General features: G+C 47.3%; 28 protein-coding genes. All 28 read left to right on the top strand.

Annotated features, from left to right (window positions below; genetic code table 11):
• The first annotated feature begins 7 nt into the window (after window positions 1–7).
• The 28 genes from HP399_RS04705 (at window position 8) to HP399_RS04840 (ending at window position 22534) form a co-directional block, all read left to right on the top strand.
• Window positions 8–868 (top strand): PepSY domain-containing protein, encoded by an 861-nt coding sequence (locus HP399_RS04705; protein ID WP_173616813.1) that lies wholly within the window; start codon window positions 8–10, stop codon window positions 866–868.
• Window positions 869–944: 76 nt separating this feature from the next.
• On the top strand, window positions 945–2474 hold the full coding sequence (locus HP399_RS04710) for a YcdB/YcdC domain-containing protein (RefSeq protein ID WP_173616812.1): 1530 nt from the start codon (window positions 945–947) through the stop codon (window positions 2472–2474).
• Window positions 2475–2790: 316 nt separating this feature from the next.
• A complete protein-coding gene (locus tag HP399_RS04715) occupies window positions 2791–3120 on the top strand; it encodes a DUF2085 domain-containing protein (protein ID WP_173616811.1) in 330 nt (109 codons plus the stop codon).
• A 94-nt stretch (window positions 3121–3214) separates the two neighbouring features.
• Complete coding sequence (locus HP399_RS04720) at window positions 3215–4030, top strand: alpha/beta fold hydrolase (protein WP_173616810.1); 816 nt, start codon at window positions 3215–3217, stop codon at window positions 4028–4030.
• Window positions 4031–4165: 135 nt separating this feature from the next.
• Window positions 4166–4909, top strand: coding sequence for a type I methionyl aminopeptidase (gene map / locus HP399_RS04725; protein ID WP_173616809.1), 744 nt, complete (start codon window positions 4166–4168; stop codon window positions 4907–4909).
• Window positions 4910–5032: 123 nt separating this feature from the next.
• Window positions 5033–5590: a DNA-3-methyladenine glycosylase I gene (locus HP399_RS04730; protein ID WP_173616808.1), complete on the top strand. Its 558-nt coding sequence runs from the start codon at window positions 5033–5035 to the stop codon at window positions 5588–5590.
• A 28-nt stretch (window positions 5591–5618) separates the two neighbouring features.
• Window positions 5619–6095 carry a DinB family protein gene (locus tag HP399_RS04735; protein ID WP_173616807.1) on the top strand — a complete coding sequence of 159 codons (477 nt, stop codon included), beginning with the start codon at window positions 5619–5621 and terminating at the stop codon, window positions 6093–6095.
• Between the two features lie 400 nt (window positions 6096–6495).
• Entirely contained in the window at window positions 6496–6834 is a 339-nt protein-coding gene (locus tag HP399_RS04740; protein ID WP_173616806.1) for an RNA polymerase sigma factor, read from the top strand.
• Window positions 6780–7007: a hypothetical protein gene (locus HP399_RS04745; protein ID WP_017251813.1), complete on the top strand. Its 228-nt coding sequence runs from the start codon at window positions 6780–6782 to the stop codon at window positions 7005–7007. The genes HP399_RS04740 and HP399_RS04745 overlap by 55 nt, the downstream gene beginning before the upstream one ends.
• A complete protein-coding gene (locus HP399_RS04750) occupies window positions 7004–7201 on the top strand; it encodes a hypothetical protein (protein ID WP_017251814.1) in 198 nt (65 codons plus the stop codon). The genes HP399_RS04745 and HP399_RS04750 overlap by 4 nt, the downstream gene beginning before the upstream one ends.
• Before the next feature lie 250 nt (window positions 7202–7451).
• Window positions 7452–8105, top strand: a complete 654-nt coding sequence (locus HP399_RS04755) for a hypothetical protein (RefSeq protein WP_173616805.1) — start codon at window positions 7452–7454, stop codon at window positions 8103–8105.
• Between the two features lie 567 nt (window positions 8106–8672).
• Window positions 8673–9170, top strand: a complete 498-nt coding sequence (locus HP399_RS04760) for a hypothetical protein (RefSeq protein WP_228088444.1) — start codon at window positions 8673–8675, stop codon at window positions 9168–9170.
• On the top strand, window positions 9170–9361 hold the full coding sequence (locus HP399_RS04765; RefSeq protein ID WP_173616804.1) for a hypothetical protein: 192 nt from the start codon (window positions 9170–9172) through the stop codon (window positions 9359–9361). Before HP399_RS04760 ends, HP399_RS04765 begins: the two co-directional genes overlap by 1 nt.
• A gap of 2 nt (window positions 9362–9363) precedes the next feature.
• Window positions 9364–10701 carry a phage tail sheath subtilisin-like domain-containing protein gene (locus tag HP399_RS04770; RefSeq protein ID WP_173616803.1) on the top strand — a complete coding sequence of 446 codons (1338 nt, stop codon included), beginning with the start codon at window positions 9364–9366 and terminating at the stop codon, window positions 10699–10701.
• Entirely contained in the window at window positions 10702–11154 is a 453-nt protein-coding gene (locus HP399_RS04775) for a hypothetical protein (protein ID WP_007723453.1), read from the top strand.
• A gap of 14 nt (window positions 11155–11168) precedes the next feature.
• Window positions 11169–11555 (top strand): phage tail assembly chaperone, encoded by a 387-nt coding sequence (locus HP399_RS04780; protein WP_173616802.1) that lies wholly within the window; start codon window positions 11169–11171, stop codon window positions 11553–11555.
• A 231-nt stretch (window positions 11556–11786) separates the two neighbouring features.
• The gene (locus HP399_RS04785; RefSeq protein ID WP_228088445.1) at window positions 11787–14264 is read left to right on the top strand and encodes a phage tail tape measure protein; all 2478 of its coding nucleotides are present in this window, start codon (window positions 11787–11789) and stop codon (window positions 14262–14264) included.
• Window positions 14261–14851 carry a hypothetical protein gene (locus tag HP399_RS04790; protein ID WP_173616801.1) on the top strand — a complete coding sequence of 197 codons (591 nt, stop codon included), beginning with the start codon at window positions 14261–14263 and terminating at the stop codon, window positions 14849–14851. Before HP399_RS04785 ends, HP399_RS04790 begins: the two co-directional genes overlap by 4 nt.
• 15 nt (window positions 14852–14866) lie before the next feature.
• Entirely contained in the window at window positions 14867–15820 is a 954-nt protein-coding gene (locus HP399_RS04795) for an XkdQ/YqbQ family protein (protein WP_173616800.1), read from the top strand.
• 3 nt (window positions 15821–15823) lie between these two features.
• Complete coding sequence (locus HP399_RS04800; RefSeq protein ID WP_007727547.1) at window positions 15824–16072, top strand: hypothetical protein; 249 nt, start codon at window positions 15824–15826, stop codon at window positions 16070–16072.
• The gene (locus HP399_RS04805; RefSeq protein ID WP_173616799.1) at window positions 16072–16506 is read left to right on the top strand and encodes a DUF2634 domain-containing protein; all 435 of its coding nucleotides are present in this window, start codon (window positions 16072–16074) and stop codon (window positions 16504–16506) included. Before HP399_RS04800 ends, HP399_RS04805 begins: the two co-directional genes overlap by 1 nt.
• Entirely contained in the window at window positions 16494–17309 is an 816-nt protein-coding gene (locus HP399_RS04810) for a baseplate J/gp47 family protein (RefSeq protein WP_173616798.1), read from the top strand. Before HP399_RS04805 ends, HP399_RS04810 begins: the two co-directional genes overlap by 13 nt.
• A complete protein-coding gene (locus tag HP399_RS04815) occupies window positions 17306–17878 on the top strand; it encodes a hypothetical protein (protein ID WP_173616797.1) in 573 nt (190 codons plus the stop codon). Before HP399_RS04810 ends, HP399_RS04815 begins: the two co-directional genes overlap by 4 nt.
• Window positions 17875–18192: a hypothetical protein gene (locus tag HP399_RS04820; RefSeq protein ID WP_173616796.1), complete on the top strand. Its 318-nt coding sequence runs from the start codon at window positions 17875–17877 to the stop codon at window positions 18190–18192. Before HP399_RS04815 ends, HP399_RS04820 begins: the two co-directional genes overlap by 4 nt.
• Window positions 18193–18465, top strand: coding sequence for a hypothetical protein (locus tag HP399_RS04825; protein ID WP_173616795.1), 273 nt, complete (start codon window positions 18193–18195; stop codon window positions 18463–18465).
• Window positions 18466–18606: 141 nt separating this feature from the next.
• Window positions 18607–22203 carry a DNRLRE domain-containing protein gene (locus tag HP399_RS04830; RefSeq protein WP_173616794.1) on the top strand — a complete coding sequence of 1199 codons (3597 nt, stop codon included), beginning with the start codon at window positions 18607–18609 and terminating at the stop codon, window positions 22201–22203.
• Window positions 22203–22397, top strand: a complete 195-nt coding sequence (locus HP399_RS04835) for an XkdW family protein (RefSeq protein ID WP_173616793.1) — start codon at window positions 22203–22205, stop codon at window positions 22395–22397. The genes HP399_RS04830 and HP399_RS04835 overlap by 1 nt, the downstream gene beginning before the upstream one ends.
• Entirely contained in the window at window positions 22397–22534 is a 138-nt protein-coding gene (locus tag HP399_RS04840; protein ID WP_173616792.1) for an XkdX family protein, read from the top strand. Before HP399_RS04835 ends, HP399_RS04840 begins: the two co-directional genes overlap by 1 nt.
• The last annotated feature ends 93 nt before the right edge of the window (window positions 22535–22627 follow it).

Below are 22627 nucleotides of genomic sequence, written 5' to 3' on the forward strand. Positions count from 1 at the left end.
GGTACGTATGAATAAAAAATGGAAAATAGGGCTGCTGGCGAGTTTTCTGTTGGTCACTACGGCATTTGGCATGCAACGGATCTTCGCGAGCATGGATTTGCAGTCATTGTCAGCGGAGGAAGTCAAACAGATCGTGACGGCCCGCTACCCGGGGAAGATTGAATCGATCTCCATGACGGATGTAGGAGAAAACAGCATTTACAATCTCCAACTCCTCAATGAGCGCGGAACATATAGTGTGATGGTGAATGCATATACGGGCGAAATTATTGATTTGAAGGAGCTCTCATTGGTCGCAGCCACTGCGCAGCCGAAGGCAAACGAAACGGCGGCGAATCCAACGCAGCCGGGTTCAAATCCGACAGCCAGTACAGCGCCGCAACCGAATAACGGCGGGAAGGATGCTTCAGGCAACGCCACCAAGCCAGTAGGTACGGGGACGGTTGCGCCAGGTAAACAACAGCCAGCTACAACCCAAACCCAAACACAGCAGCCGAAACCGAATCAAAGCTCGAAACCACCAGTGCAGCCACAGACCAAAATTACCGAACAGCAAGCGAAACAGATTGCGACAGAAAGAACAAGTGGCGGCAAGATCGATGATGTTGATTTAATCGAGACAAAGAGTGGGGCAGTCTATCGGGTGATCACGATAAAAGACTCCAAAACGGTAGATGTACGCATACATGCTATTACCGGAAAAGTGCTCTCGACTACGACCATCGACAATAGCTCTACCGATGATGACGATGATGATCTGACACCAGTTGATAAAAATGGCAGTGCTCCGGCCGATAAATCTTCAAGTGATGACAAGAACACCAATGACACCGACGACGATGATCTTGATGATGGTGATGATGATTAAGATTTAGTATTCAAATAGAGAAAGCCGTCAGTGTCTGCATTGACGGTTTTTTCGTTCGGGATCGGGAGGGAGATTGATGATTGCATATCCGACAGAAGCGGTTCGGGGGACGATGGAGAGATGGTTTGGTTTGTTTCCTGGTTTGCGTGAAATATCTCCTGTGCAAATCAGAACGGATGATGCATGGAGAACTTGCGAGATAAAAATAGGTCATGATCGTACAGAACTGGAAATAGACAAAGAAACGGGATATGTGATGGAGTTCGACTTGGATAGAACATACGAAGAGTCGATTGTTTTTGGTGAGAGGATCGATGCCGAGTCAGCAACTGAGCGAGCGATAGAAGTGGCGGAAAAATTATACGGGGATCATCTGAAAGAGATGGTGAGAGACCATGTAGCGAACCTGAGTGAGTATCGTGAGAAAAAACAATGGGAGCTGTATTATCGTTATGTTTTTCATGGGATTCCGCTATCAGGAGTACATCTGCGAATAGCTTTGGATGAGTGGGGAAATTTTGTAGGCATCTATTATCGCGGATATCACGATTTTGATCGCAAAAATAAACCTTCCAAGCCAGAAGTGATAACAAAGGAAGAGGCGGAACAAGCGTACATTGCTTTATTGGAGAAAAACATGATGCTCACATTCGATGAACAGGAGGAAGGGAGGCTCAAGTATATCCCTGATGAGGCACCACTAGAGTACGTCGTCATTCATGCGGAGACAGGACAAATTGGAAAGTCGGTTATAGGGAGCAGAAAAACTTTAGAAAACCACTCAGAGGTCATTCCAGTATTTGCCCAAGGGGAATCTATTTTTTTCGCAGACATTCAGGAGATCGAGTTGTGGGTGAAGGAACATTTTCAAATAGATGTAACTCACTCAGAGATTGAAAGAGCGACAGTCGTGACTCCGAATGAGGATGGAGTAACTTTTTATCCAAGGAGTGGTTATTTCAGATTCGTTGACGCTGCTTCACAGCCTGACTGGCCTCCTACTATCCATTATTACTGGCCATTACCAGAAGATGAAGACGCTGAAACCATGTATGATCCTGATTTTGTATGCGTTACACTCAATCGAACGACCAACGAGTTACTTGCCTTTACGGTTAATCAAAAAAAGGAGTATAAAACGCCACGGCTATCAGAGTACGATGCGTTGCAAATTGCAAAGAGCTTTTTGGAGAAATACATCGAGAAGGGAATTAATGAGCTTCACTATTTTGAGCTTTTTTATTTACGCGGTACCGGAAATACCTATTACTTCTATGAGCGCCGACAAGGGATTGTTCTAACAAGCCGAATGTACTCCGTAAAAGTGAATCCTTGGACAGGACAGGTAACGGGTTTTTACAAGCATGATGTACGCAAAAACAAGGAGATTCCCGATCCAGCCTCTTGTGTGTCTACTCGCGAAGCAGCGAAAAGTTTCTTAAGCCTGCGGGAAGTGGAGCTAGAGTATGTGCAAGTTGAGAACAGAAGTATAGGTAGAAGGGACAAAGCTCCTGTTCCGTTCCCTGTTTATGGGCTCAAATACACAGGGAGAGAGCGTTATAAATATTTGGACGCCATTACAAACCAATTTCACCCCCGATCATAACGCACAGTGAAACTGCAGATACTCTTTGACGTAGAAAGAAAAGAGGGGAGAGGATGTATCTGTTTTTTGTTGGATTAACGCTTTGCATGATCGCATGGATAGCGGGAGGCGTATTTCTGTATCAAGGGGATTATGTAACAGGAGGAGTCTTGATTATACTAGGCCTTCTTGTTTTGATTAGCATGATTCTCTATTATTCAACAAACCGGAAAAAGCGTAAAAATTGTTCGCCAGATTGCAACTATCTTCCAGTCGATTGTCCAGATTGTGATGCACCAGATTGTGATTGCGATTGCAAGCCAGATTGAGGGAGTGGATGAAGATCAATACACAGTGGATTCCCTGCCATCGGCGATCAGATCGTTCCTTTTATATCGGTGGTAAGAAAATGCCGCTATGTGCCAGATGTGTTTCGATACTAGCTGGATACCTGTTGGCGCCTGTTTTTGCAGGGATGCATATCGAGACCTCTTACTATTTGATTGGATTCCTTTTATTTCCAATGCTGATTGATGGCTTTACCCAACACTGGAAGTGGCGAACAAGCAATAACATGCTGCGATTTTTCACAGGGTTCAGTTTTGGAATCGGACAGTCTTTACTCATTTCCAATGTCGTTTGGTTTTTGGTAGAGAGACTGGGGTGAAATGATATGCCTCTATGTACACAAAAATTTCAATATTATGGTAATCCTTTCACCTGGGACATCCCTCCTATATAATACTGGTGGGGGGATATTAGTGATCCATTATAAGACATACATACGTGGTGAAGATTGCGAATGGGTGACTTTTGTCCATGGGGCAGGGGGCAGCTCATCGATTTGGTGTAAACAACTCAAGGCATACAAAGAGAATTTCAATGTTCTTCTAGTAGATATGCGTGGTCACGGAAAATCTAAGAACGTCCCAGGCAAGCTGTTCAAAACATACACCTTTGATGATGTCAGCAGAGATATTATTGAGGTTTTGGATCATTTAAAAATCGCTTCCACCCATTTTGTGGGGATTTCCTTGGGGACGATCATTGTGCAGATTATTTCGGAGCAGGCCCCGGAGAGAATGCGCTCTATGGTGTTGGCAGGAGCTGTGACGCACTTAAACGTTCGATCACAGGTGCTGATCACGCTGGGGAATATGGTCAAACATTTTATCCCGTACATGTGGCTGTATCGACTGTTTGCATGGGTGATCATGCCGAGTAAGCGTCATAAAGAATCGCGCTCCTTGTTTATCCACGAAGCCAAAAAGCTTTGTCAAAAAGAATTCAAGAGATGGTTCAAGCTAACAAAAGGCATTAATCGATTCCTAGGAACCCTCTTTGATAAAGAGCCTCCCATCCCTACCTTGTTCATTATGGGAGACGAAGACCATATGTTTTTGCCGTTCGTCCAGATGCGTGTGAAAAAAAGACAATTTGCACAGTTGAGTCTAGTCGCTGACTGCGGTCATGTCGTCAATGTCGATCAGCCGGAAGAATTTAACCGAATCTCCATCGGGTTTATTCAAAAGCAGTCGACAACAGCACAAGGAATGTATGCATGGAATCCAGCATAGCTTCGTAAGATAAGAGCCGCAGAGGACGCTTCTGGGGTTCTTTGTTTTTGCTTCGGTTGCGATTGGCGAAGAAAAATGTTCAAATGAAGAAATGAGTCAAGGAAATACTGGTATATGCGAAAAGGAGGGAGACACGTGTCGATTCAAAATGAACATGATTTGCTGTGCTTGAAACGGATCGGTAGTATTGTGGCAGAGGCAAGAGAGACGATGATTAGGGCCGTGCGAGCAGGTGTGACTACAAAAGAACTCGACCAGATTGGTGGAGAGATCTTGGCAAAGTACGGAGCGCGGTCTGCACCGAATATCACCTATGATTTTCCAGGTCATACATGCATCAGTGTCAATCACATTGTTGCGCATGGCATCCCTGATGATACTGTCCTGAAAAATGGCGATATCATCAATATTGATGTCTCGGCAGAGCTGGATGGATATTTTGCCGATACAGGTGCTTCTATCGTGGTAGGGGAAGGCGAGGCTGAGAAGCAATCCTTATGCCAATGCGCCGAGGAGTCGCTGTATAAGGCATTGGATGCGGCGAAGGCGGGATCGAAGCTAAGCCAGATAGGTCGCATTGTTCACCAAGAGGCCAGGAAAAAAGGCTTTACAGTCGTCAAAAATCTTACGGGTCATGGCATCGGCAAAAGCTTGCATGAAGAGCCTGCTTACATTTTGAATTACTATGACAAAAAGGATAGACGCTTGCTCACAGAAGGTCTCGTGTTGGCGGTTGAAACATTTATTTCAACGGGGACGGAATATGTGGACGATGGCAGGGACGGTTGGGCGCTTATTACGCCTGATAAGAGTTATGTAGCTCAATACGAGCACACCATCGTTATAACGAAGGGGAAGCCAATTATTTTAACAGCTTGATTGCAGGGAGACCTCATATTGTTGAGGTCTTTTTTTGTGAAGAAAAACTTGCAGAATAGCCAATGATTGTATATTCTTTATATAAGAATATATGTTCGTATTGTGTAGAGGAGGTTTCTTGCCATGAATCGGTGCGGCTGGGTGAATCAGGACCCTATCTATATGGATTATCACGATCACGAGTGGGGAGTTCCTGTCTATGTAGATCGTTTGCTCTTTGAATATTTGAATTTGGAAGGAGCTCAAGCCGGGCTGAGCTGGTACACGATCTTGAAGAAGCGGGAAAATTATCGAAGAGCGTTTGATAACTTCGAGGCAGAGAAAATCGTTCAATACGATGAAGCCAAGATCGAGCAATTGCTGACAGACGAAGGCATCGTTCGAAACAGGCTAAAGATTCGCGGCGTCGTGAAGAACGCCCACGCGTATTTGCGGATTGTGGAGGAGTTTGGGTCCTTTAGCAGCTATATTTGGTCGTTTGTAGGCGGGAAGCCGATCCATAATCATTTTCAGGAAATGAAGGATGTGCCTGCGTCTACCGAAATCAGCGACAAGCTGAGCAAGGACCTGAAAAAGCGCGGTTTTACGTTTGTCGGTTCAACCATTTGCTACGCCTTTATGCAAGCAGTCGGTATGGTCAATGATCACGTAGCGACATGTGATCTCTATCAAAAAATCTAGGACGAGCTGACGGAAAGGGGAGAATGGCATGAACGAAAATGATCTCTTAATCTTAAATTTTGAGGAAGTAAGACGTAGAAGCATCAAAGTTTGGAAGGCAATTCCTAAAGAAATGCTGAACTGGAAGCCTGACGATAAAGCGTTCACGTGCGGGGAAATGATTCGCCATGTCATCGAGGGTGAGTTTTTGTATCACCAGATTTTGATCCAACGGGGAAGCGCCGCTCTGTCTACTATCCCCAATCCGTATGAAACCAAAGACTTTTCGACCGTAGAAGATGATTTGGCCTTTGCGAAGCCGTATCGAGAAGAATTTCTCCGCTTTGTTAAAGGGTTGTCCAAGGGCGACTTAGAGAGTGTCCGCATCGATCGATCCGATGTAGGCTATGTCCGCACGCTTGGAGATATGTTGTTGCGAATCGCCTATCATGAGTCGGTACATACCGGTCAACTGCTAGATTATATGCGCACGATGGGTGTTGAACGTCCGAATATTTGGGATTAAAAGAGTGCGAAAGATAGAAAAGCAAGCTAGCTCTTCTGTTGTGAATGCGAGAGGGGCTTGCTTTTTTATTTTTTAAAAGGTCCTTTTTCATTTAAGATGTTTCTTGCGTGATGGGCAGATAAACCCAAAAAGTATGAGAATTATGTACTTTTGTGGAGTAGGGACATCAGTTGTGTAAGGAAAATTTTATACTTCTACACAGGCACGATCTCCACTTGGGATCGTGTTTTTTGATGTCTTCTTTGAAAGTTATGCAGTGGATCAACCGGAAAAATCATCTCCAAAAATCTGGTGGAAAGAACTTGAACTTATTACCATAGTATGAGATACTTGTACTACAAAGAGAACAAGTGTTCCTGTTTTGCGGTTGGATGTTCGAAAAAAACAGAAGGTGAAGCATATGACAGATGAGCAGTTGAAAGAGCATTGCAGAAAAGTGCTCAAGAGAATTGCGTGGCGATTGCAGTACGCCGCCAAGAAGCGTTTGTACAGGGAGACGGTGATCAAAGAGGAGATGCGGGGAACGGAAGAGATCGAGGAGAACCTGTCGGACCTGTATGTTCAGGAGGTGTTGATGCAACTCCCAGAAAAAGCTCGGATCATTATCAAGCAAGTCGTTATTCAAGGAATGACAGAAGAACAGGTAGCCAAAAAACTGAATATGACCAGACAAGGAGTGAGTAAATGCAAAAACAAATATTTGCGCCAATTGGCCGAGAAGCTGACTCGTTCAGCCTGACCCTCCAAAAAGCACAGTCAGGAGATAATCGGGCTGTACTGACGATCCTCGACTTTCTGCTTCCCGACATGGAGTACCTTGCTTCCTTTATCAAACTACCTCGTGAAGAGAGCATGCAAGAAATGAAAACGGCGATGCTCGAAGCGATCCGCAGTGGAGAAGTGATGCTATGATGACGATTGATTACGTTCAGGTTCTCGCGGTTGTCGTGTGCTTCCTTGCTTTAATCGTCACGTTTAAGCAGGTAGATTTGCAGATTCGGATTAATAATCTGTTCAACCTGCAATTAAAGGCAAACAAAGAGAAAAAGAAAGAGCAGCTGGAACAAAAAAAGGAGACTCCGACTGACGATCGGAATCCCCATTAATTGCTTGGGGCAAAGAATACAACTGGTGAGTATCCTCTTTGCCCCCTTTCATTATACAAGAAAATGACGATGCAAAGGAGATACGTACGAAATGATAGAAGCAGCATTAATCGGAGCAGCAGTCTTATTGATCGGAGTCATTATCGGACAGATCGGTTTGTCTCAAAGAGTAAGAAAAGGCGCAAGAGTCAACGAAAACCGTTAAGCAATCATACGGACTTCATATATATGACCGAGGGGGAATAATGCCTTGATCAGCAAAAATATTTTCATGGAAGCAGTATGCGAGGTGTGTCCGGCAACGTGTTGGGGAAAGAAATCACATTGCCAGGTTCATGATAAACACGTAGGAAAAATCGATTCTTGCCCGGAGTGGGATAAGTACATGCGGGATCAAAAGGCAAAAGGGCAGCAAAAGACAGTATCCGCTAGAAAAGAAGGCTTCGTCCGCTTGGGTGAGCAAGCACCCATCGTAGATTTTCTACAAAAAGCCGAGGAAGAAATCCGCGACTACAATTACATGCAGATCGAGATCATACGCATCCAGCGTTTTTTGCGCGAGGCGGGGGAAGGAATGGTCTCTCAGTACGGATTAGATTCAGGCATGCCAAAAGGAAAGGGCACCACCGGAGATAGGACGCATGCGGAGGTTGCGCGCAGGGAGCGAAAGTGGAAGAGGCTGCAAAATTTGCAGGATAAAATCGAGCGAATCAACCAAGCGGTAGAGACGATTCCGGGGGAGCAAGAGCGATTGGTAGTCGAAGCTTTGCTGGATGGCGATAAGAACAATCTGATTGCCAAAGAAATCGGTGTGTCCCGACAGCGGTATTATGAAATCAAGCGCAGTGCCGTGATGAAGATGGCATGGGCGATGTATGGCGACCAGGCACAGCAGACTGGATAATGGAAACAAAGCACCCCGCGATAGACGAGAAGCTGTCTGATGAAGACAGCTTCTCAGGCTGTCGAGAAACCCCCAGTCTGGATTTCTCGGATTTAGATGAAAAATTTTGACCTTCTAGATTCGCTTCTAAGGCGTTTTACGAAGGTGGGGAGACATATTTGTACCCCCTAAAATGGCCCAAAAAGCCCCCTTTTTTGCGAAAGGGGACTTTCTCAACACTCTGAGAAGCTGTCTGATGAAGACAGCTTCTTTTCATTTTCGCAAGCATGTTGAGACTGACAAAGGTTGACACTACCTGACACATAGGGTCATTTTCCCGGTTTTTCCTCCGAATGGGTTATACTTGAGTCAAGCGAAACAAGTAAGAGAGATACGAGCCATCCGATGAAGCTGTCGGGTGGCTTTTTATGTACGCCGACGACTCAACTGTCCGGCGAGCAGGGAAAATGGCGATTGGCGCCACACGATGTTGCGAGTTTAAAGCTATAGGCTACTTGCTCCTTGCTCGGCGGGCATTTGCCGTGGATGCCTTGCCAAATGAAGTGAAATAGTGGGGGGAAGAGACATGTGACGAAGACAGAAGAGAATACCGCAAGTATGGGAGGTGGAAGCTGGATGGATCGTGAGCTAGCCGTTCTCATTGAACTAGTAAATGAAGCGTATCCAGAGCTGGCTACTGTTGTGAATGTGGACGACTGGATGGCGCAGCGATTTCAGCCGCCTATCGCGTTTCTTTTGACGCAAGGGGTCCGTGAAGAAGGAAGAAGCCTCACTTCCTATCAGGTGGTCTCAGAAGCAGCCATCGTCCTCCACTATCCAAAGGTAGCAGATGTCTATCAGCCGCTTTCAGCTGAGCCGCTGCGTGAGCTTCTTCGCCAAAGGCAATTTAGCTATCAAGGCAAGACGTCTGGATTGTCCATCGAGATCGACAGCTCCACCTTGCGTATTTGGCGGGATAAAAAGGACCGGACGGAAATCGCGTTCCAGTTCACCTACAACGTGGCGGTACAGAGAGCAGTTACAGACAAAATCAACGAATTTGATGTAGAGGGGGTCCGATCATAGTGGCACGTAAAGAACAACAAGCACAGGCCTCAGAGCTTGTGCAAACCAAACAAGAGTGGATCAAGAGCGCCGCTTACCTTGGAGCCGAACGGTTCGAGGTAGCAGGTGCTCTTTTTTCTGAAGAAGATAATCAAGAACTGGCAGAAGGACAAGTGAAGAGCCGACTGACCAAATACAAAGGCGGGGTGTAAGCATGACCATTCAACGTGAACGTCCGGGTGTAACGGTCGAACTGATCGCAAAAGCAAAAGAACGTGTAGTACCAAAGAGCGGTGTCGTATTGGTGCCGTACCAAGCAGAGTGGGGTGCGACAGATGAGCTCGTCAAGCTGGGGAGCTTTGAGGAGCGACTAGCGCAGACGTTTGGCAAGGTCGATACCGTAGAATTGGCAGCAGAAGGCGGCGCGACAATTCTCGCATACCGCATGACGAATGGCACAGCCCAAAAAGCAGCGTATGAGCAAGCGGATGCGATCAGAGTCGAGGCTCTGTATCCAGGTTTGGTAGGTAACGAGTTGAAGGTTGCCATCGCGTCCTCAACGTCCGAGCCAGGTAAAAAAGAACTCCAGGTAACAGGCCCGCTGCAAACTGAGAAGTTTTCGTTTGCGGATGCGAATGAGCTGGCAGCGAAAACGAGCCAATCCAACTATGTGCGTGTGAAAAAACTGGGCGAGACTGTCGTTACAATTGTGCCAGAAACAGCGCTAACAGGAGCGAAAAGTGGCACAGTAGCGCTTGCCCCAGCTGACTCGACTAAGCTGTTCATGGCTGTGTCCGGTGCTGATTTTGACACGATGTATCTGCCTTTTGACGATGCGGCTGTACAAGCGGCAGCGAAGCAATTCATGAGCGATCGTCGCATGCAAAATAAGAAGCTCAGCACGCTGGTGATCGGCGGCAAGGCGGCGGATGACGAGAACATGGCGAAGCACATCGAGCGCTCTGTGGCGCAAAATGCCCGTTTTGTCGTCAATAGTGCCATTGCTGGTCAGCACAACAACGGAAAAGTATATGGCAGCCTGGAGTGGGCCGCATGGGTAGCGGGTATGATCGCCGCGACACCTGCGCATGAATCGCTGACAGCCGTCGTCGTTCCGTTGAAAAAAGCGCTCAAGGATTGGGGCCACACCGATATTTTGAGTGCACTCGGCTCTGGTACGCTGATCGCAACCCGCGACGGCGATGTGTACATCATCGAGAGCGCCGTCAATACACTGGCTGTTCTGGGTACGCATGAGCGCGAGGACTACGGCAAAATCCGTGTCAGCATGACGCTGGATCAGATCGTCAACGACATCAGCCAAGTCGGCAAGAAATACAAAGGCAAGCTCGCTAACAACGATTTGGGCGGCGCGGTATTTGTCTCTGCCGTCAACGCGTACATGACCGTCCGCGAGCAGCAAGGCGCGATTGATACTGGCTGGACGTTTACGGATCAAAAGAACGGCATCGGGGATCGCCGTGGCTTCCTCTTGTCTGCGAAACCGCTTGATGCCATCGAATACTTTGACATTGACTGGGAGGTGCTGTAATTGGCTATTGCACGCGATATTAAACTGAAGAACTGCCAAATTTACGATGAAAACGGAGACCCGATCTTCGGTACCTTGGAAGGAAAAATGGTTCTCAAGGTAGAGTACGGCGACACGAACCGCCTGCAAAAAGGGAAAATCCAGACCGTCAACGACTGGCATGTAGAAGTGACATTGAAAATTACCGCAACCAACGCTGCGCTCAAATACTACTGCGTCGATCAATTGACTCAAGGCAAGACCCCAGTCCTCCCATTCCTGATCGGCGAGACACTGGACAAGGAGGCGGGCAACTCCGAACGCGTCCGCATCTCCAACATCGTTCTGAACCCAGACGAAATTACGCTGTGGGAAGCCAAAGCAGACGGCAACGATCACGCGACATATGACCTGAAAGGGATGTCCATCGAAAAGCCGGACTACCTCGATGAATTGCCAACCTACACTGAATAGGAGAGTGCTTGAATATGAACAAAAACAAACTCGAGAAATTTTTGGCCAAAGCCAATGAACAAGCTCCGCGAAAAGAAATCACCGTAACCATCGACGGTGACGAATGGAAGGTTCGTCAACTGAATTTGTCCGAGCTGCGCGAGTGCGAGCGAATGGCTGACAAAGGCGAGAAAACGGATTGGTTCCTGTACAACGATGCCCGTCTGGTGAAAGCCACCGAGCACGATTTCCCTTGGAATCAGGAAGAGCTGAAGAAAGCGTACAAGGTCGGCACCAAGTACGAGCTCGTCGAGAAAATTTTCCGCGACAATCCAGATGGCTACACCAAGCTGCTCAATGCGGTCCGTGAAGTCAATGCAACCCAGACGGAAGAAGAAGCCATTGAAGAAGCAAAAAACTAATCCGATCTGACGGCGAGGCCTGGCATATTTGCCGCGCCTTTTTAAAAGGCAGGGGCCGCCCGTCGGATCTACTCGAGTACGAAGTCGATTTGTACAAGCAGAAGCTGTTTATTTTTGCTTGTCAGATGATTGAGGCAGAGGACGAGGAAAGAGCTGGGGGGTAGGTCTCCCGGCTTTTTTCGGGTTTTGCTGGGTGGAGAGAGACAGTAAGGAGAGACAGGGGGTGAAAGAATGGCAACTGAAAAAGCGAGATTAAAAGAGGCTCGCAAGGAAATGAGCAATATGGTCAAGGAGACCGAAAAGCTCACGAAGGCCATGGGCGAAACCAGTAAAGAGATGCAAAAGATGGCAAGAGAGTTCTCAGGTGGTATGTCCCAGATGCAACAGGACATGCGAAAGCTGCGTGAGGAAACACAGAAACTGGACAAGGTGACTGCGAAGCCGAAGATTGAGTTCAAAGACATGATGAGCAAGCTGGGCGAAGTGAAAAAAGAACTTGTCGGGCTTGGAGGCTTGGTTACAGGGGTAGCCTTGGGAGCTAGTATGGCGTCAGTAACAGACGAAGCGAAGTTAGTCGCTAGAGAGCGTGCGTTATATGCTGCTAGCGGGAAATCCGAAGATAAAATCAGGGAATTTGAAGAGACTGCAAAACAAATGACCACGCTCAATCCATACATGAGCCTTTCTAAGGCAATGGATCTTATTTCCAAAGGTGAGCTGGCCAATGCTGACAATGGTGCACAATACGCCAAGCAAGCAGCACTGCTCAATGTTACGACCAAATTTGCTCCAGATGACACCGTGAAGATGATGGCTGCGATGGGGGCATCTACTCAAACACAAAATGCAGAACAACTAGCGAATGCACTTCAGCATATGAGCAATAATGGTGGGGCGAGTGTCAACCTCAAGTTCGTAGAGGCGATGGCGGAACTGAATGCTCAGAAGGGCAATTTCCTCAAAACACCTGAACAAATGGCGACGAGTTTTGAGGCCATGGGGAAGGTTTTGAATGATACAAAGTCATTTAGTATTCTACGCGAAGGTGCGCTGAAGCAGTTAACCGCTAAAGGAGCATTGACTAGCCAATTCCAGACCGAATATAAGAAACAAGGTATGAGCGTGGAAGAAGCAAAGACCAGAGCCGAAGAAGAGGCGAAAAGGTTAACAACAGCTCTCTCGACCGGAGATAAAGACGCTCAGAACATTGCCTTAGCAAAAGTACTGATGTCCACATCGTTGATGAAGAACGATCCGAAAAATCCAACTAAACAACAAGATATTATGACGGCTTTAGTAGGCAGTGGCGGGGTGCAGTTATCGTCCAGCTTGGAAGAAATAAAGAAAATTGCTACAGGTGCGACTGGTTCGAAAGTGAATGCATCCGAGACACAGTTGGCTTATGATGCCGCTGTCAATAAGAATGAGTTCATGAAGATGATGCAAGCGCAAAACACAGCGAAGAATGCAGCAATGGACGCGGTCACACAGATTGCTAGTGATTTGTCTGGAGTAGCTGTAACGATTTCGAATGTGACCGCGGGATTCTTTAACTGGTTTAACACTTGGTCCCCAGAGGCAAGGCTCGCTGCGGTTTATGTAGGCGGTGCTTTTGCAGCACTTTCTACGCTTGGTGTCATGCTTGCCAGTACAGTTACGTCCATGAAAGGTCTATTGACCACAACACGAGATTTTTTCGGCAGAAAAAAAGAGAAATCTGCTTCCAACGAGAACTCATCGCTTGCCCCTAATAAAGGCAATTTGGGGGCAGGTGGGAACAAAGGCTGCTGCTGTTGTTGTGATGGCAAGACAACAATGAGACCTTCTTTTAAAAGTAAATCTAAGAAAAAAGGTGCTTCTGGTAGCTCTCAAGGAGGCAATAAGCCTAGTTCGGATACTGGGGGTGGGCTAGGAGAAGGGACCAAAGCTGACGGCAAGCGCCGAAACGCTTCTCCAACTGCTTCTACAGCAGGGCACACACCTGATACTGTTATTGGTGGTTCTCAACGCGAAACCGCCAAAACAGAAGAAAAAAGCAAGAACAGCGCCCCATCTACGTCTCCGGCAGGTAACCAACCTGGACCAGATAGTGGCGGCAATCTAGCGGAGACTGGCAAAGCCGCAAGCAAGGGTGGCTGGAAAAGCATGCTCAAAGGAGGGCTCAGAAGGGTGCCTCTTCTCGGAACTTTACTAGGCGTCACGGCTATTGCAGGTTCAGAGAACAAGTTGGATACTGCAGCACAAGTGGGAGCAGAAGCACTTGGTGGCTGGGGAGGGGCAGCAGCGGGAGCGGCTACAGGAGCAGCTATTGGTTCGGTGTTACCTGGGCTTGGCACAGCAATTGGTGGTGTCGTAGGTGGGGTGATTGGCGGTATGGGAGGATCGTTTGCGGGTGGAGCCTTATACGACGGGATCAAGTCGTGGTGGCAGGGCGAGACTCCTGCAAAATCTGCAACGATGCAACCACCAATACCAGCTGGTCCTCCTATTCCCAATCTCTCACCTGTAAGCAACGATCCAGTAAAATCGCAGCCTGTCTCTATCACCATTCCGCAAATTTCGATACCTTTACACGTACAGGGCGTGCTACAGGATATACCGACCATGCTGAAGATGCTCAGTGACCCGTCTGTCGCCCAACGCATCAAAGACATCATCGAACGCTCGCTGCTGGATGCACTAGAGACGAGGGGAGGGGTAACGACATGATCCGTCTACAAGGAAAATATAGGCTGACGTTTCCGGTTACACCTGCGGAAATCCAGTTTCGTGGCTATGGCAACGACATCGAGAGTACAACATCAATCACGTTATTGTCCGGCAACCGCATCTCTTCCAGACGTCCAAAGTCCATTTCCTTTGACTTCGTATTACCCGGAGACAGTACGGCTCCCTACGTCGAGGTACAGGGCTATCAAGGTCCCAGACAGTGGCTTGCTGGCTTGGATCGCTTAACGGGTTCAGAAGCACTTTTGACTATTGACGAACTTGATCTGGCTTGGAATGTGCTCATTGGGCCATGCGACGGAAAATTTCTTGGAAAAAACGTCGATTTTCACGGCTCGATTGAGCTACCGTTGTTTGTCAAAGATGAATTCATTACGTGGAGCAATCAGACGCAGCTTCTATCCCCGGGTGCGGTCATCACTCGACAGCAGCCAGCTCGTCCGAATACGAGCGGGAAGGTAGCAAAGAAGACACAAAAGCAGCAAGCGGCCCCACGAATAGACAGCAAAAGATTGGAAGACAGGAAAAGAGAGATTAACGAAAAGCTAGAAAGAGAAAACAGAATGTAACGGAGGGCAGATGAAATGAAAGTCATTTACGGAAAAGAACAGACCCGCTATGACCTGACCCCAGCCGTTACCGAGTTGTCCTGGTCCTCTGCCAGGGGACAAATCGCGCAAAATTGCGATGTGAGAATCAAGGAAGGCCCGCCGCTACAATCGGCGGGTTTTTTGATGCTCTTTGCAGGTGCAGAGCTAAAAGAATCCCAGCAGCTTTTTCATGGCCCGTTGGTTCGCTTTGATCGCGACGATCGGACAGGCGACTTATCCGCAACAGCATACGAGCTTGGCTGGTATTTGCAAAAAAACGAAATCTCCAGACTCAAGCTGGACGGAGACGCAGGGACAGAGCTTGCACGAATCATCAAGTCGGCAGGTATCAATTTTAGCTGCCCTTCCTTTGGTTTCACGATTAAGGAGAGAATCTCATCCCAATCATACACGTCTCTCTTTAGTTCGCTGACCGAGCAAGCTTATGAAAAGACAGGCATCCGCTATTTCGTGCAATACCAGCGTGACAAGCTGACGGTACTCCCCGAGGGGAAAAACAGTATCATCCCTATGTTCAAAGCGAGCCTGCTCACGAGCGGCTCAACGGGTGAGAGCATCGAGGATGTATACACCGTCGTGACAGCAGAACGCTACCGGGATGATCGAGTGGTAAGTAGTGCAACGAAATCTAACGATAATCTGGTCAAACAACTCGGACGCATGCAAAAAATCATCGATGCAGGTGAAGACAAAAACGTAGCTGGATTGGCAGCTAAGCAACTCGCAGAGTTGTCCAAAATCCCCAAGACACGCTCCATTTCGGTCAAGCACGAGGATGAAAATGCCGCTAGGTTACGTGCGGGCTGGCTCATCAAAATCATGGAAAAAGATAATAAAACCATCACGGATTGGATCGTCACCAGTTGCCAAGCGCGCTGGCAAGGCGGTCAATACACAATGGATCTCCAATTGGAAAGGAGGACGTAAGGGATGCATTCAGTCATTGCAAAATTGCGAGGGCACGCACAGGACGGCATCGAGAATACGCAAGGGGAATTCGGCAAGCTTTTGTCGCTCTCACCCTTGTCTGTAAAGCTCGACGAGGACCCGACACCCTTGGAACCGTATGAGTTGTCGGCATTGCGTTCTGCCCAGTTAAAGCCAGAAGATGTGGGCAAAAAAGTAGCCCTGTTGCGATGCAACAACGAGCAATACCTCCTGCTTGGGGTGGTGGAGTAATGTTTCCAGAGCTGAACGGAGACGAAACACAACTGGTTCAATCTCCAGATAACCCAATTCCGTGGACATACAAATTCGACTGGACCACAAAACAATTGCAGCAAGGGCCAGATGGTCGCTATTTGCGGACGACCACCTATGCAGAGTACCTGGAAGAGACAGCAAAGAAAATCCTGAATACGCGTCGTTTCCGGTACGAGATTTACTCGGAAAGATACGGCGTAGACTTTCTATACGAGACAGGAAGGATGGGCTCGGGCATTTCGCTGCCAGCGATTAAGACGCAAGCACAAGAGGCGCTAGAGGCTCACAGTGAGGTTGAGCGTGCGGAAGTGGTAGACATTCGGTTTGAGAACAACCGGATCATTTTTTCGCTCGAAATTGAGGGCACGAGAGGGACAACTAGGACGGAGGTGAATACATGGCAACGTTAGACAAACCAGAAATGCCGATTCTCAGGGAAACCCCGGATCAGATTTATCAGCGGATGGCAAATCGGATGGCATTGATAGCGCAAAAGCGTGGAGAGACGCCACCAGCGACGGAAGAGGGAGAAATCTTTTATGACCTCGGCTATCCGATCGCAGAGGAAATCAGCGATCAGCAGCAGTTATTTGAGTACGGTTTTCTCCAGCGTTTTCTCCCCTGGGCGGATGGAGAGTTTTTAGATGCAACAGGCGTATTCTTCGGCTTATCTCGCAATGAGGCGGAGACAGACGACGCATATCGGCAGCGCTTAATTGATCGAGCTCGTACAGAAGAGGGAGACGGCAGACGCCAAGACTACGAGCGGTGGGCACGAAATGTAGATGGGGTAGGAGGAGCCGTTGCTATTGAGAAGACGCGGCATGATCTATCTATCGACGTGTATATCACAGACCTGACAGGCAATCCTGCCGGGCAGGAACTGGCTACGAGTGTACGGACGAAACTGGAAGACAAACGAAGGGCCTTGCACGACTTGCAGGTACTGCCAGCGAACGTTTATCCGGTGACTATCGCTGTAAAACTTGCTTTGCGACCAGATGCGGAATTCGAGAAGGTCAAAGACCAAATTACTACGCAAATCAAAACCTACCTAAAAGGGCGTTCTCAGATCGTGTACCAGCAGATAGGAGCGCTCTTTTTCGTGGATGGTGTAATAGACTTCTCAGGCTACACCTTAAACGGCGCGGAATTGAATTTGACGGTGCCTGCTGACTCTGTATCGACCCTAACCATGGCGGTGACAACATGATTCCAGAACGCTATCGGCGGATGCTGCCGCCGCAATGGTACGAGAATGAAGTGGCGGAATATCACTTTGAAGGCTCAGGGACAGTTGTAGATGCTTTCAATTTGCAGCGTGAGGACATCTTACAGCAGTTTAGCCCATGGTCAGCTACCTGGGGGCTGGATGTCTGGGATTGGATTTATTTCGGAAGAAAGCAATTGCTTAGCGTGGAGGAACGGCGAAAGAATATCCAGCAAAAACACTGGTCGTATCTTGGATTTACCCCAAGCGTGCTGCGTGCAATTGGTTTGAGTTCCTCGTCATTCAAGCATGTCCAGATGGTCGAGGATTACGGCAAAAAGGTGATTCGGTACGTCTACCCGATTGAGGATCGATTCGATACAAAGAATGCAGTTCAAGCTGTTGAGAGAATCAGGCCAGTTCATTGTAATGGAGTCGCTTTTGAACCAGTTGTGTCGGAGAAGATCGTGCTGCGAGATGTCTTAGTGGTTGGGATTAAGGAGTACCACAAGGTCAGTGAATTTCGTGTAGGGATGACACCAATCAAGCGTTACGAGGAGGTCGTGAAATGATCTTGCCAAGCTATCTTCAAACCGTCCGGAATGACTTGCTGGCTAGGGTGTCGGGCGGCGACATTTTGATAAACGGCTCAGTTTCAGTGCCTGTACAAGCTGTGGAGATTGCTTCGCATCCGATTGCAGGCATAAAAGACGGAATTACATTACAAGTATCTGCCCAACATGTCGCTAGCGTGCCAGTAATCACGAGTGCAAAGTTGAGGACCAGAACTGGAGCCGTCGTTGCTGAGAAGACAGGAAACATTGAAATGAACGGGGCGCAGATCATAAATTTATCCTTTGTTATCGAAGTGAGAGGAGGGGTGTAAGTGTCCTATGTAGCGAAAACGGACTGGAAACACGATGATCCGGTTACCGAATACCACATTAACCGTTGGGAGCAGGGGATTGCAGATGCTTACGCGGAGCTGGCTGTGTTGAAAGCGGATGTCTCGAACCTGAAAGTGCGCGTGAATACAATCGAATCTACATTGCCGGACGGATTCGTACACAACAATTTCAACGATGACCTGTCTACTATCAGCTTTATCAGGGTGATTCGGGGCTACTATAACGAAGCTCAGAGTCGGTTGGAGGTTTAGATGGTAGAAACGGGAATGGGGCGCAAGAACGGACATTTGCGGAAGAGCCAGCACCAATAACACATATGTCCCGGTTCCATCAGACACGATCATGAGGCATACGATAGTCGTGCTAGAAAGAATTAATTAAGGAGGAGAACAATGCCTGTAATCACTCTAGATACATCTAATTCGATTTTGCGCGATAACTGTGTATATCAATCACAACCAAATACAGTAATGGATCACCTCGCCCAGCAAATTCCTGTAGGACTTTCGTTGAACAACGGTAGTGCGTATAGAGGTCTGCTTTACTTTGACCTTGGTCTTTTGCCGAATGACGCGCTTATCGCCAACGCAACACTCACCCTTTCTAGATATACTTACCAAAGCGCGGCAAATAAAAAAATCGAAGTTGAGGCTGTCGCGACTGAGTGGGAACAAGAATCTGTGACATGGGCTAACCAACCAGCAGGAACAAACGTTAAGGTTACGTTCGAAACAGACCCTCTGGCAGACAGCACCATTAACGTAAACGTAACCAACATAGTTCGCGGTTGGTCTGACGGAACACTAAAGATGGTCGGATTCCGCCTTAAATATGTCTCTGAAACAATTGGTGGTCAGATTGTTAGCGGAGACAGAATCGAGTTTTATTCAAGCAACGCTCCATCGACATCAGTAAGACCGAAGCTGACAATTGACTACGTTGCTCCCACGGGAGATAAAAAGGCAGTAGAAAACGTAGGTGCTGTTTCTGTTTTCGAGGCGTCTAGTTCATCCATTTCCCTGCAACCTCACGCGAGTACAAAAGCCGGAGATTTAATGATTGCTACCGTTATCAACAACGTGAGCAACTTTGGTTTAGTCGCTCCTTCCGGGTGGACAAAGATATCTGAAACAGTTACAGGAAGTGCGAGAACTGGTTATTATCACAAAAGAGCAACAGCTTCAGAACCAGCGGCGATATTCACATCTACAAACAGTAGTGCAAACATTTCTGGTTGGGGATTATCTATCGATACGTTGCGAAACGTTAAGGCTGTAAAGGAAACGGCTGGAACACCATATCATAGCAATGTATTCAGGATGATAGCTCCAGCAACGTCTGCTTCCACCACAAAGAATTATGCATTCACATCAACTGTAACCAACGCAGTATCAGCGAGTATCGCGCCAGACAACTTATCAACAAAACAACTAAACGCTAGGACATTTTCAGGAGCGGCATTCGAGTCTAACGGCAGATATATGTACAGTCAATTGAAGTTCAAGGATAATTATTCTGTAATCACTTTCGGTTCTCAAGGTGTTGGTGAAGCTAGGGTTATCTTCTTGGAACCAACGCAAAACGAACCTCCAACACCGCCATCTAACGTGACTGTGGACAAGATCGAATACACAGTCGGCGATACAATTAAAATCAACTACTCTCCGGGAGTCGATCCAAACGGCGACCCTGTTAGCTACAGATTATACCAGCAAGACGGAGAGACAGGAGCGTGGAAATATCTTGACACGACGACTTTAACTAACCCTTCCATCATCTGTCAACCTATGATTGACACTAACGTATCAAAAGTCGGCGTCATGTCTATAGATGATAAAAACTCAATGTCTACAGTAGCTGAGTCAGCTCCGTTTTCCGTAAAGCAAAAAAACGGAGACATAAACGCTCCTACAGAAGTGGCAAGCGGAAGTTTCTCGTCTACAGCTTCCGTCCCTGTGATGCGGTTCGCTAACGGTTGGTTGGGATATGTAGTCCGGTCGTCTTCTGCCACTCAAGCGTCTATTGTTTTGAGTAAAGATCAAGGCAAGACTTGGATTCTTTCTGGAGATATAAACGGATCGTTTTTGAAGGGACTTACAGCAATTGCAAACGAAAATATGTTGTATGTCGTGTACCCGTCTAACGCTACGACCATCTCTGCTGTGGCTCTCGACGTAACCACGCTAACGACCAACTCACTGATAACAAAGCCGGCTACAACGGTATTAACCGTAGTTGACACCCAAGGGTTGTCTGTTGCGTTCGACAAGACCAACAACAAATTACTAGTGGCATCCGCCTCTAAGACTCCAACTAACCAAGCTTCCTTCAATGTATTCAGGAATGACGTAACGTTGAACAGCGTTGGTGAAATAACAGGAGTGACGTACATCGGAGCCATCACTAGCCACAATCTATCTAACTCTAACTGTTCCAACGTATCCATTGACGTAGCGCCTAACGGAGCTTATGAGTACGTTGTATTCCGAGAATCTACAGGAGGGTTAGTGTACTTCGCTGGTCGCGTTTTGAATAAGTCCACATCGATGTGGAGCGCGATTCCGACGATAAGTGCTGGTGTTGGCAATGTCACCAACCCGCAAGTAGCCGTGACGCCTGACGGAAAAGTTCATACATTTGGAGCCATAACCATAAACGATGTATCTAAGGCGATTTACAGACGCTCTATTGACAATGGAGCTACTTGGAGCGCATACGTTGATTTGGGCGCTTGCTGGGATACATCTATGTCCGTTGCTCCAGACAACAAAGTTCACGTTTATATCATTAACGTGTCATACATTTACCACACTTACTCTAACGACGGGTTTATCACATTCCCATCGTCTACAGTACGAGCTAGCGATGTGCAAGGATCGTACATTAACGCCACATCATCATTCCGTGATGCAAGTTTCAGGACTAAGTTCACTGTTCCTCCGAGCATTTACAGAAGAAGGAGATCGTATGACAACGCGCAAATGCTTTCTTTCTTTGGGAGGTGGGAAGTTGCAAAACAACCTACAGTAACACTGACAAGCCCAGCCGACAACTTGGAACTGATAGAAGGAATGAGTTATACAATCGCAGGTCAAGCGAAGAGTGAGATGTCCGGCACTGTAATTGTAGTAAACACTAGCTTTTTCGCTGGAAACGTTCCGATTGGTACATTTGTATCTGACGGTGTCACGCCATACAATTTCAGCAAGACTTTCACATACAAAAACAAGCAAATGTTCGACGGAAACACGCCAGTATCGCCGATACTAGCTGAAAACAAAAAGCACGTAGCGAACACGCACGCCGTAGATACAACAAATAACCTAACATCTGACATAGGCGCTAGGTTTTTCACAGTAAAATACAACATGGCTCCCGTCATCAGCGGAACAGATCAAGACCTCGGCGCGTTCATGCAAATTCCAAGCGTGAACTATTCAGCCACCGATCCAGAGGGCAATACTTTCACTTTTAGCGAGTATCTGAACGGCAAGCAAATCAGGTCATTTACGGGCGTAGCCGGACAGCAATACACAGTTGAAATTAGCCATGACGCTTGGATTCGATTGGATTTGGACATGCAGCATCAAATCAAGATCGTTGCCACGGACAGCGCGGGAGTCTCATCCGAACGGATTTACACATTCACCCGAACAGAGACTCATATAGAATTTTTGCTAGAGTACGGAAATCCAGATATTAAAGCAGACTTCACTTTGGACGGTATGCCATTACGTGTCTTAGTGACACTTGAAAGATACTTGCCAGAAGGCTCGTCAATTGAAAGTGTGAAAGTCTGCAATAACTACTTAGATGATGTGCCGACATGGGAAGACTGCACAAATGCGGTAAAGGTCAACCGAGGCTATTTGTTCACCAATAAGAATAAAACAGCTCCCGAATGGGCTATTAATCTATGGGTGACAATCGACAAAGGAACAGCTAAGGAACGTGTACTTGTAAATGGTTATGGGGGTGCGTTCGATTAATGAAGATGCAAAATAAAGAGTCTATTTCAGAGATTAGAAAGCAGCAACAAACAGATCCAGTAATGACAATGGGACAGGAGCTTTCCACACTCAAAATTAGCAACATCCAAAAGGATGCGTTAATCCAAACAATGGGCGAGCATCTAGCCCAAGTTAAGCTTGAGCTCATTCAATTAAAAGGAGGTGCTAACTGATGGCATTTTGGGAGTTGGCATTTAGCATGAATTGGGTCACAGCAGAAAAGCTGCGGCTAGCAGTAAAAACAACATCCAATCCTTTTGGAGAAATCTCGCCAAAGGAATTCAAGCAAATTACTAACCAAGATTTTTAAAGCTACTAATACTTCATACTCAGAGAAATTACGTCAGCCCCGTACCTAGCGGGGCTATTTTTGTTCCCCAAAAGGGGCGAGGAGGTACGAACT

The sequence above is a fragment of the Brevibacillus sp. DP1.3A genome, from assembly GCF_013284245.2.
In the GTDB taxonomy this organism is placed as follows: Bacteria; Bacillota; Bacilli; order Brevibacillales; family Brevibacillaceae; genus Brevibacillus.

Coding starts and splice junctions, on each gene's coding strand:
- HP399_RS04810 (WP_173616798.1), top strand. CDS start 16,494: ATGGCAACGTTAGACAAACCAGAAATGCCGATTCTCAGGGAAACCCCG.
- HP399_RS04800 (WP_007727547.1), top strand. CDS start 15,824: ATGCATTCAGTCATTGCAAAATTGCGAGGGCACGCACAGGACGGCATC.
- HP399_RS04735 (WP_173616807.1), top strand. CDS start 5,619: ATGAACGAAAATGATCTCTTAATCTTAAATTTTGAGGAAGTAAGACGT.
- HP399_RS04770 (WP_173616803.1), top strand. CDS start 9,364: ATGACCATTCAACGTGAACGTCCGGGTGTAACGGTCGAACTGATCGCA.
- HP399_RS04730 (WP_173616808.1), top strand. CDS start 5,033: ATGAATCGGTGCGGCTGGGTGAATCAGGACCCTATCTATATGGATTAT.
- HP399_RS04840 (WP_173616792.1), top strand. CDS start 22,397: ATGGCATTTTGGGAGTTGGCATTTAGCATGAATTGGGTCACAGCAGAA.
- HP399_RS04715 (WP_173616811.1), top strand. CDS start 2,791: ATGAAGATCAATACACAGTGGATTCCCTGCCATCGGCGATCAGATCGT.
- HP399_RS04785 (WP_228088445.1), top strand. CDS start 11,787: ATGGCAACTGAAAAAGCGAGATTAAAAGAGGCTCGCAAGGAAATGAGC.
- HP399_RS04795 (WP_173616800.1), top strand. CDS start 14,867: ATGAAAGTCATTTACGGAAAAGAACAGACCCGCTATGACCTGACCCCA.
- HP399_RS04705 (WP_173616813.1), top strand. CDS start 8: ATGAATAAAAAATGGAAAATAGGGCTGCTGGCGAGTTTTCTGTTGGTC.
- HP399_RS04835 (WP_173616793.1), top strand. CDS start 22,203: ATGAAGATGCAAAATAAAGAGTCTATTTCAGAGATTAGAAAGCAGCAA.
- HP399_RS04710 (WP_173616812.1), top strand. CDS start 945: ATGATTGCATATCCGACAGAAGCGGTTCGGGGGACGATGGAGAGATGG.
- HP399_RS04745 (WP_017251813.1), top strand. CDS start 6,780: ATGCAAAAACAAATATTTGCGCCAATTGGCCGAGAAGCTGACTCGTTC.
- HP399_RS04790 (WP_173616801.1), top strand. CDS start 14,261: ATGATCCGTCTACAAGGAAAATATAGGCTGACGTTTCCGGTTACACCT.
- HP399_RS04805 (WP_173616799.1), top strand. CDS start 16,072: ATGTTTCCAGAGCTGAACGGAGACGAAACACAACTGGTTCAATCTCCA.
- HP399_RS04740 (WP_173616806.1), top strand. CDS start 6,496: ATGACAGATGAGCAGTTGAAAGAGCATTGCAGAAAAGTGCTCAAGAGA.
- HP399_RS04750 (WP_017251814.1), top strand. CDS start 7,004: ATGATGACGATTGATTACGTTCAGGTTCTCGCGGTTGTCGTGTGCTTC.
- HP399_RS04830 (WP_173616794.1), top strand. CDS start 18,607: ATGCCTGTAATCACTCTAGATACATCTAATTCGATTTTGCGCGATAAC.
- HP399_RS04780 (WP_173616802.1), top strand. CDS start 11,169: ATGAACAAAAACAAACTCGAGAAATTTTTGGCCAAAGCCAATGAACAA.
- HP399_RS04820 (WP_173616796.1), top strand. CDS start 17,875: ATGATCTTGCCAAGCTATCTTCAAACCGTCCGGAATGACTTGCTGGCT.
- HP399_RS04815 (WP_173616797.1), top strand. CDS start 17,306: ATGATTCCAGAACGCTATCGGCGGATGCTGCCGCCGCAATGGTACGAG.